Origin of the sequence: Candidatus Vampirococcus lugosii, from assembly GCF_018420025.1 — a bacterium.
In the GTDB taxonomy this organism is placed as follows: domain Bacteria; phylum Patescibacteriota; class Gracilibacteria; order Absconditabacterales; family Absconditicoccaceae; genus Vampirococcus; species Vampirococcus lugosii.
The window spans coordinates 1-8,241 of sequence record NZ_JAEDAM010000042.1 but is presented as its reverse complement, the minus strand read 5'-3'; the positions used below and the strand labels follow the sequence as shown (position 1 = coordinate 8,241).

The 8,241-nt window shown below is 21.8% G+C and carries 7 protein-coding genes; all 7 read right to left on the bottom strand.

What is annotated here, in order from left to right; genetic code table 25:
- Nucleotides 1–162 precede the first annotated feature (162 nt).
- Genes VAMP_RS03505 through VAMP_RS03475 form a run of 7 tightly spaced genes read right to left on the bottom strand, consistent with a single transcriptional unit; the run spans nucleotide 163 to nucleotide 8,199 of the window.
- Nucleotides 163–1,332: a glycosyltransferase family 10 domain-containing protein gene (locus tag VAMP_RS03505; RefSeq protein ID WP_213349326.1), complete on the bottom strand. Its 1,170-nt coding sequence runs from the start codon at nucleotides 1,330–1,332 to the stop codon at nucleotides 163–165.
- 42 nt (nucleotides 1,333–1,374) lie between these two features.
- A complete protein-coding gene (locus VAMP_RS06250; protein WP_213349323.1) occupies nucleotides 1,375–2,298 on the bottom strand; it encodes a GDP-L-fucose synthase family protein in 924 nt (307 codons plus the stop codon).
- Between the two features lies 1 nt (nucleotide 2,299).
- A complete protein-coding gene (locus tag VAMP_RS03495) occupies nucleotides 2,300–3,472 on the bottom strand; it encodes a DegT/DnrJ/EryC1/StrS family aminotransferase (RefSeq protein ID WP_213349321.1) in 1,173 nt (390 codons plus the stop codon).
- Nucleotides 3,473–3,497: 25 nt separating this feature from the next.
- Complete coding sequence (gene gmd / locus VAMP_RS03490; protein WP_213349318.1) at nucleotides 3,498–4,595, bottom strand: GDP-mannose 4,6-dehydratase; 1,098 nt, start codon at nucleotides 4,593–4,595, stop codon at nucleotides 3,498–3,500.
- 31 nt (nucleotides 4,596–4,626) lie between these two features.
- Nucleotides 4,627–6,039 (bottom strand): hypothetical protein, encoded by a 1,413-nt coding sequence (locus tag VAMP_RS03485; protein WP_213349316.1) that lies wholly within the window; start codon nucleotides 6,037–6,039, stop codon nucleotides 4,627–4,629.
- A gap of 3 nt (nucleotides 6,040–6,042) precedes the next feature.
- The gene (locus VAMP_RS03480) at nucleotides 6,043–7,233 is read right to left on the bottom strand and encodes a glycosyltransferase (RefSeq protein WP_213349313.1); all 1,191 of its coding nucleotides are present in this window, start codon (nucleotides 7,231–7,233) and stop codon (nucleotides 6,043–6,045) included.
- Nucleotides 7,234–7,236: 3 nt separating this feature from the next.
- Complete coding sequence (locus tag VAMP_RS03475; protein WP_213349310.1) at nucleotides 7,237–8,199, bottom strand: glycosyltransferase; 963 nt, start codon at nucleotides 8,197–8,199, stop codon at nucleotides 7,237–7,239.
- Between the last annotated feature and the right edge of the window lie 42 nt (nucleotides 8,200–8,241).

Here is an 8,241-nt window from a genome sequence, read left to right as displayed (position 1 = left end):
GTTAATATTATATTATATAAAACTTTGCTTGCATTACTATCAATAGTAAGCTTATATTTTATGAACTTTTTTGATAAAGAAGAGATAAAAGTAATTAAAAATATTTTCAAAAGAAAAAAGATGCAAAATTAATTTTGTATCTTTTTTAATAAAATTTAAAGTTTATTTTCTTATATATTCTAATAAATATAATTTAAATAAATATAAATATCTATATAGATTAGATAAAATTACAGAACTACTTTTAAATTTTAAATTTCATATAGATTGTTCTATTTCTTTATATTCATCATTGGATAATCAAAAATTTGTTTTATATTTATTATTATACCAATTATAAACGATCTTAGAAAAATTTTCTTCTGTTGAAAATTGTTTAAATATTATATTACGATTTTTTTCAATAGAATTTATATATTTATTGTATTCTTCTATAGTCATATTTTTTAAAAAATTTAACAAATCATCATAATCCTGAAAATCATTTATATTTATAAAAGTTTCTTTGGGTATATGTTTATTTATATCTGGTGCTCATAAATAAACAGGAACAGAAAAAGAAAGAAATGAGTCTAATGTTTTTTCAGATATATGTGTTTTAGTTATAACATTTTCTAATACAAAATTAAATTTATAATTTCATAATACATGATATTTTTTATCAAATGGATTTATTGGTCAGTAATAATTTTTTGTTTTGATAGACCATCAAGTTCAGTAAATATGTATATCAGTATATTTGGTTATTTTTTTTCTTTCCTTATAATTTTTTAATAGATCTATTCATTTTTCTATAAACAAACTATAATCTTTATTATAAGAACTTTCTTCTCTATTTCTTAAAATCATACATGCAAGTTTTTTACTTTTGTTTTGTTGATATGTGTGCATTATATGATTATCATAACACATATGTCCAAAAAATATATTATTATTATTTACATGTTTTTTTAAATATGTAATAATTAAATCATGATATTTTTCCATATAATCAATACTTGCTTTGTTAGGAGAATGAGCATCATAACTTCTCATTACTATTGGCACTTTTCCCTTATATTTTAAAAGTTCTTCTTCTACTCATTTTTCATCATCTCTTCAGTTTGGAAGATGATATATAATAGAGTTTTCCTTCTCAATATTATCTTTATATTTATAAAAATTATATATATTAAAATGTTTACTCAACATTAAAAAGTGATTTTCTAATGTTGTAATATGTTGCTTTTTACCATTTTGCATTAAATTTAAAATATTTTCAATTTTATTTTCAAAATTGTATGTTTGCTCTTCAAATGCAACGATATAAAATAATTTTAATTTTTTACTCATATTAGATTTAGTTTTAGTATATATAAATATAGAAATAACATTTTATAATTTTTTAAATCATTTATAGGTCTTTTCTAATCAATTAATAAAATTAGTTTTATATTTCCATCATAGATTATTTATTTTACTTACATCAAGAAGTTTCTTAGGCATTCAGTCAGGTTTTGTAGCATCAAATTTTAAATTTCAGTTATATCAAACTAAATTTTTTATAACATAAGCAAGTTCTTTTATACTTATATCATCTCATGTTCAAATATTTAAAAACTCTTTCTTATTATAGTTTTCCAACATCCAAATACAAGCTTCTGCTAAGTCATCTACATATAAAAACTCTCTTCTGCTTTTTCATGTTCCCCAAACTATAACTTCATTTATATTATTTTCTTTTGCTTCATGTATTCTTCTTATAAGTCATGGTATTACATGAGAAGTTTCAGGATCAAAATTATCTCAAGGTCAATAAATATTTGTTGGCATACAAGAAATGAAATTTTTTCAAAATTGCTCATTTATTTTTTCACAAAGTTTTATTCAAGTTATTTTTGCAAGTGCATATCATTCATTTGTAGGTTCAACCTTTCAATCAAGAAAATATCCTTCTTTCATAGGTTGAGGACATCACCTTGGATAAATACAACTTGAACCTAAAAATAGTAGTTTTTTTACATCATATAAATGAGCTCACCAGATAATATTGTTTTGCATTTGAAGATTTTCAAACAAAAAGTTAGCCGGATAATTCATATTTACTTTTATTCATCATACTTTTGCAGCTGAATTTATAACAAATTCAGGTTTTTCTTTTTTGTAAAAATCATAAACAGCTTTTTGATTAAGTAAATCTAATTCTTGTCTTGTTTTAAGAATAAGATTATTGTAACCAAGTTCTTTTAATTTTTTTACTATAGCTCATCATACAAGTCAAGTATGTCAGGCTATATAGATTTTTGAGTTTTTATTCATTTTATTTAAGTGATTCAATAATTAAATTTATTTCTTCTTTAGTATATTCAGGACTATTTCCAAAATAAAATCATTGTTCATGTATAAGTTTTGCATTTGTATGACTATTATTTTCACCATAAATGTTTTTCCAAAATAATTGTTGTGTAAGGTCTCATCATACAATTGGTCTGATTTCTATTCCATTTTTTGTAAAAATATCAATATATCTTTCTAAGATTTCTTTTGATTTACAAATTACTGGAACCGCAAAATTTGACAATTTTTCTATATGTGTGTATTTTAGATTATAAAAATCTTCATTTGAGTTTACAGCATTTACAAATTTTTTAAAATTATCAACTCTTTTTTCTACTATTTTATCTAAATATTGAACTTGCTCACAACCTAAAAATCAAGTAATTTCATTGGGTCTTAAATTATAGCCTAAGGTATAAAATGTATATTTTGAATAAAATGCTTTGTCAATATTATATTTTTCTCTTAATTCTGATTGTATATCGGGTGATAAATTTCTATCCCATCCATGTGCTCTTACCATATTAAGCATAATATACAAATCTCTATTATCTGTACACACCATTCATCATTCTATAGTTGACATATGATGTCATACAAAAGTTGAAAATGTAGAAGCTAAAGAATAATTTCAAAGTTTTTTTCATTTGTAAACAGTTCACATTGACTCACAATTATCTTCCAATAATAATATATTATTTTCATTACAATATTTTTCAATTTCATCAATATTATCACAAAATCATAATAAATTTGTAATAAATAAACATTTTATATTATTTTCCTCTACTGATTTTTTAAAAGTATTTAATGAAATATTTAAAGTATCTAACTCTACATCAACTGGACTTGCATCTAGTCATAATTGAATAATTGGCATAACATTTGTAGCCCAAGATAAAGAAGAAAATCAAACTTTATCTCATTTTTTAAGTTTTCACATATTTATCATAGCTTGTATTAAAGCTAAATTTGCAGAACTTCAACTATTAAAGGATATACAATATTTTCTTTCTTGCCAATTAGCATATTTTTTTTCAAATTGAGCACAATAATTTCATATACTAAGTTTTTCACTGTCCATTATAAAATTACAAAGTTTTTCTTTTGTTTTTCTTTCATTAAAGAAACTTGATTTTATAAGTCTAATAGTCATAACATTATATTAAATTGTAAAATAATTACTCATATTGATTTAAAATCTCATAACCATGTTTTTTTAAAATTTCTTGTTTTTTGCAAGATTCTATATCACAAGCTACCATCTCTTTACACATATTTCTTACAGTATATTCAGGTTGCCATCAAAGTTTTTCTTTTGCCTTTGTGCTATCTCATAATAGATAATTTACCTCTGCAGGACGGAAATACCTTGAATCTACTTCTACCAAACATTCTCAAGTTTTTGCATTGTATCATTTTTCTTCTATTCAAGTTCATTCCCATCTTATATTGATTCAAGCTTCTTCAAAAGACCAATTTACAAAATCTCTTACAGTATAAGATTCTCAAGTTGCTATAACAAAATCTTCTGGTTCCTCTTGTTGTAGCATAAGCCACATAGCTTTTACATAATCTTTTGCATGCCCCCAATCTCTTTTTGCATCCAAATTTCAAAGATATAGTTTATCTTGTAATCATAAGTATATTTTAGCAACAGCTATTGTTATTTTTCTTGTTACAAAAGTTTCTCATCTTAAAGGAGATTCATGATTGAAAAGTATACCGTTACAAGCAAACATACCATAAGATTCTTTATAATTTCTTGTTATCCACATAGCATAAAGTTTTGAAACTCCATATGGACTTCTTGGATGCATAGGGGAATCTTCATTGTATCAAGCTTCTGGTCTATTATAATTAAGTCATCCAAACAATTCACTTGTCGATGCTTGATAAAATTTTGTTTTCTTTTCAAGGTTTGCAACTCTTATAGCTTCAAGCAGTCTTAAAGTTCACAATCCATCAGAATTTGCAGTATATTCAGGCATATCAAAACTCACGGCCACATGAGATTGTGCAGCAAGATTATAAATTTCATCTGGTTGAATTTGGGATACTAACTTTATTAAATTGGTACTATCTGTTAAATCTCCATAATGCAGTATAAAATTTTTATTTACAGTATGTGGATCTTGAAAAAGATGATCTATCCTATCAGTATTGAAAAGTGAAGCTCTTCTTTTGATTCCATGAACTTCATATCATTTATCAAGTAACAATTCAGCTAAATAAGCTCCATCTTGTCAAGTAATACCAGTAATAAGTGCTTTTTTCATAATTATTAATTAATTTAATATTTAAAATTTTTTATATCTTTTTTATATTTTCAAGCATATTATCAATAGCTTTTGACTTAAAAAAACTTTCACTTTCAAAATCATTAGATTTTCAAAAATATTTATTTTTTATAATGTCTATACAATCACTAGGATTATCTATTTTTTTAACAATATCTTTTTCAACTAAATCATCAAGATATTCAACTCAAGGTAAATCAAAAACAATAGTTTTTAATCAAAATCATAATCATTCATAAATAGCAGTTGAAAAAGCTCAAATCTGTATAGAACATATTTCAAATAAATCATAAACTGTTTTTGCTCAAGTAATTATCTTTATATTTTCAAGTTCCTTTAAAAAAGAAAATTCATTGTCTATTTTATGGAATTCTCAGGGATGTAGTTTATAATAAAAAGTATAATCTTTAAGTTCTTTTGCTACTTCATACACTTGCTTTGATAAATCTTCTCATATAGCTCATTGAGATATAACTATTATATTTTTTTCTTGTTGTTTATTTATATTATACTTTGATTTATTTAGCTCAAAATATGGAAATCAAGTAGATATAAGTTTGGTATTTTCTGGATAATTACAAACACTATTCCAATAATCTCACCAAGTAAATATATAATCTGGAAAATAATTTAATTTTATATTTTTTTGATCTCACATAGAATAACCAAGATGATATTTATCTATAACTCCATGTTGAAGTTCTATAGTTGGGATATTTAGTTCTTTTGATGCTTTGTTTAGGGCTCTTACTATTAATCAATAACTTACTACTTCAAATATAATTTTTGGTCTTTTTCTTTTTAAAAATTTATATATATGTTTATAAAAAATATTAAAGGAAGCTATTTCATTTTTTACTTTGTTATAAATATCTATATTTACTCAAAACTCATTATTTATTTTTAATTCTAAATCTTTTACATATTTTTCATCTTTTTTATTAAATTTGAATCTATTTTTAAATAATAATGAAAAAATACTAAAATAATCAAGTTGCAATATATTTTTTGATTCTATATCTTTACTTTTTATATATTCTTGAGTAAAGTTTTCAAAATCTTGATAATCTATATTATTTTTTGATAGTCATTTTTTTAAGTATTTAGTATAAATATCTGTATAATATCAATCAATCAATGGTCTTCTTGGATGTCATATTATAAAAATACTTTCTTTTTCTGAAAAATAAGGATTTTTAAAAATAATTTTATAACTTAAATTTAATATATTTTTCAATATATAAATAATTTTATTATCAACTCATTTATGAGGAATTGTTATAAGTCATTTTTTAATAAGAATTTCCCTGTTTATAGAAAATCTTACAAGTTCCCAAAAATAAACTCAATCTATTTGTTTATTAAATAAATCAAGCTTATTTTCTAGCTTAAAGAAGTTGTTATTTAGTTGTTTGAAGTTCATTTTTTATAAATATTTATCTAAATTTATCTTATTTTCAAATCTTTCTAAAGATTGTAAATTATTTAATGATAATTCTAATAGTTTTGATTTATTAGTTAGTATCTCCTTTATACTGCTACATATCTGATTTTCATAAATAAAATTAGTGTTTTGATACCATGCATCAAGATAGTCTATTTTAGGCAATCAATCATTCCAATTATATTTCTCATCTATACCTACAAACAGTGCTTCATTTTCTTTGAACAACTCAGGATAGTTTACATATTGTTTTGTTGTAATTACAGCAAGTCAACTTTTTTTACTTTCAAGTGATACCATCCCAAATATATCGGCTCTTGTTAAGTGCAATAAAACATGATGAGTTTTATAAAATCTTTCTTCCAGTTCTTCTTGTGTAAAGTCTATTCAGTAAGTATTTATATTTATATTTGTTAATTTTTCTAATTCTTTTTTATAATTATCAGAGAATTCAGTTATAATTGATATTTCAAAACTATTTTTATCTATAGTTTCATCTTTTGATATAATTTCTAAAGCTTCTATAAGCTCTTTTCATCATTTTCATACAAAGTTTCTTCATATAAATAAAAATTTAATTTTCTCAGATTTGTTTATTCTTTTTTTTATATCATTTTCATCTACTTTATTCATATTTACTAATTCTGGGTAATATAATACTAATTTATTTACTGCTTTTTTATATTCACCTTTATTTAATTTTAATTCTTCTTTAAAATATTTTTTAAATTCATCAATTGCTGTTTGTGAATATACAAATATATTTTTTAATTTTGATGATAATAAGTGTTTTTTGAAAAATATTTTAAAAACTTTGTTGTATAATGATTTATATTTAAATCAGCTAAATTGTATAAGCCCTGATGTTACAATATAGTAATTATTTTTGGTTAATAAAAAATTGTTTGCTGTTATGATATCTTGATTATATTTGTTTTTTATAATGTAAATTCTAGGATGTAAACTATTAATTTTTCACTTTATTTTTGTAATAAAGGATTGTATTCATTTTTTATCAAAATTTTTTGGTATATGTTTAGTGTTTTTATTTTCTTTTAAGAAATTTATATAAGATATATTATTATTTTTTTCTAATTTTTTATAAAAATTTTTTAAAATAGGATGTAATGAACTGTAAGGAACTCAAGAACCATTTATATATATTTCTTTCATTTTTTATTTTATTATAAAACTAAATATTTTATCTAAAACTTGCTCTTTTTTATAATTATCAATATTTATTTTTTCTATATTATCATTTATTATTTTTTCTATCATTTCATTTTCATTTTCACATATAATATCTTTATTAAAGATATATTCAAAAGCTTCATAATCATTTATTAAAACTTTCATATTACTTACTACAGCTTCAAGAATAACAATTCAAAAAGTATCAAGATAACTCCAATATAAGAAATAATCATTATTTTTCAATTCATTTTTTATTTTTTCCTTACTTAACCATCACTGCCACTTAATATTTAAGTTTTTTCAAAAACTTATCTTATCAAATTCTTTTTTAATTATTTGAAAATTTTCAAGATTTTCATCATTTCAAATTATAGTCCAGTTTATTTGTTTATCTACCTTTTCTCCAAGTTTAGATATTACATTTCAAAGTTTGAGTATTCATCTTCATTTATCATAAAATTTAAAACTTGTTATTGTAAGTATATTATAAACATTTTCTTTAGATTTTTTCTCTCAAAAATTATACTCTTTTTCATCTATAAAATTTGGTATAATAATTATTTTATCTTCATATTGTTTTCTAAAAATCAATTTATCAGCTAAGAAATAACTTGTAAGAGCTATATTATCTGCAAATTTTAAATTTCTTTTTGCTAGGTAGAGTAGTTTATTTCATAAAGATTTATTTTTTTTCTCTATCTCAAAATTTCCATGTAAATTATAAACAAACTTTTTTATTCTCAAAGGTTTAAACAAAAAAGGAATTACAGAAAATAAAACATCATATCTTGCAAAATGTAATTTTAACCAATCTTTTTTTGAATTAAAAAAATAAACATCAAGCTCTTTTCAGTATTTTTCTTTTAACACTTCAACCATATCTTTATAAATATAATAAGGTCATCATTTATTTTCTGGTGCGAGGAAAGCTATTTTCTTTTTCATTAAACTTATCTATTAAATAAATCATAATATTTTTTTATATCA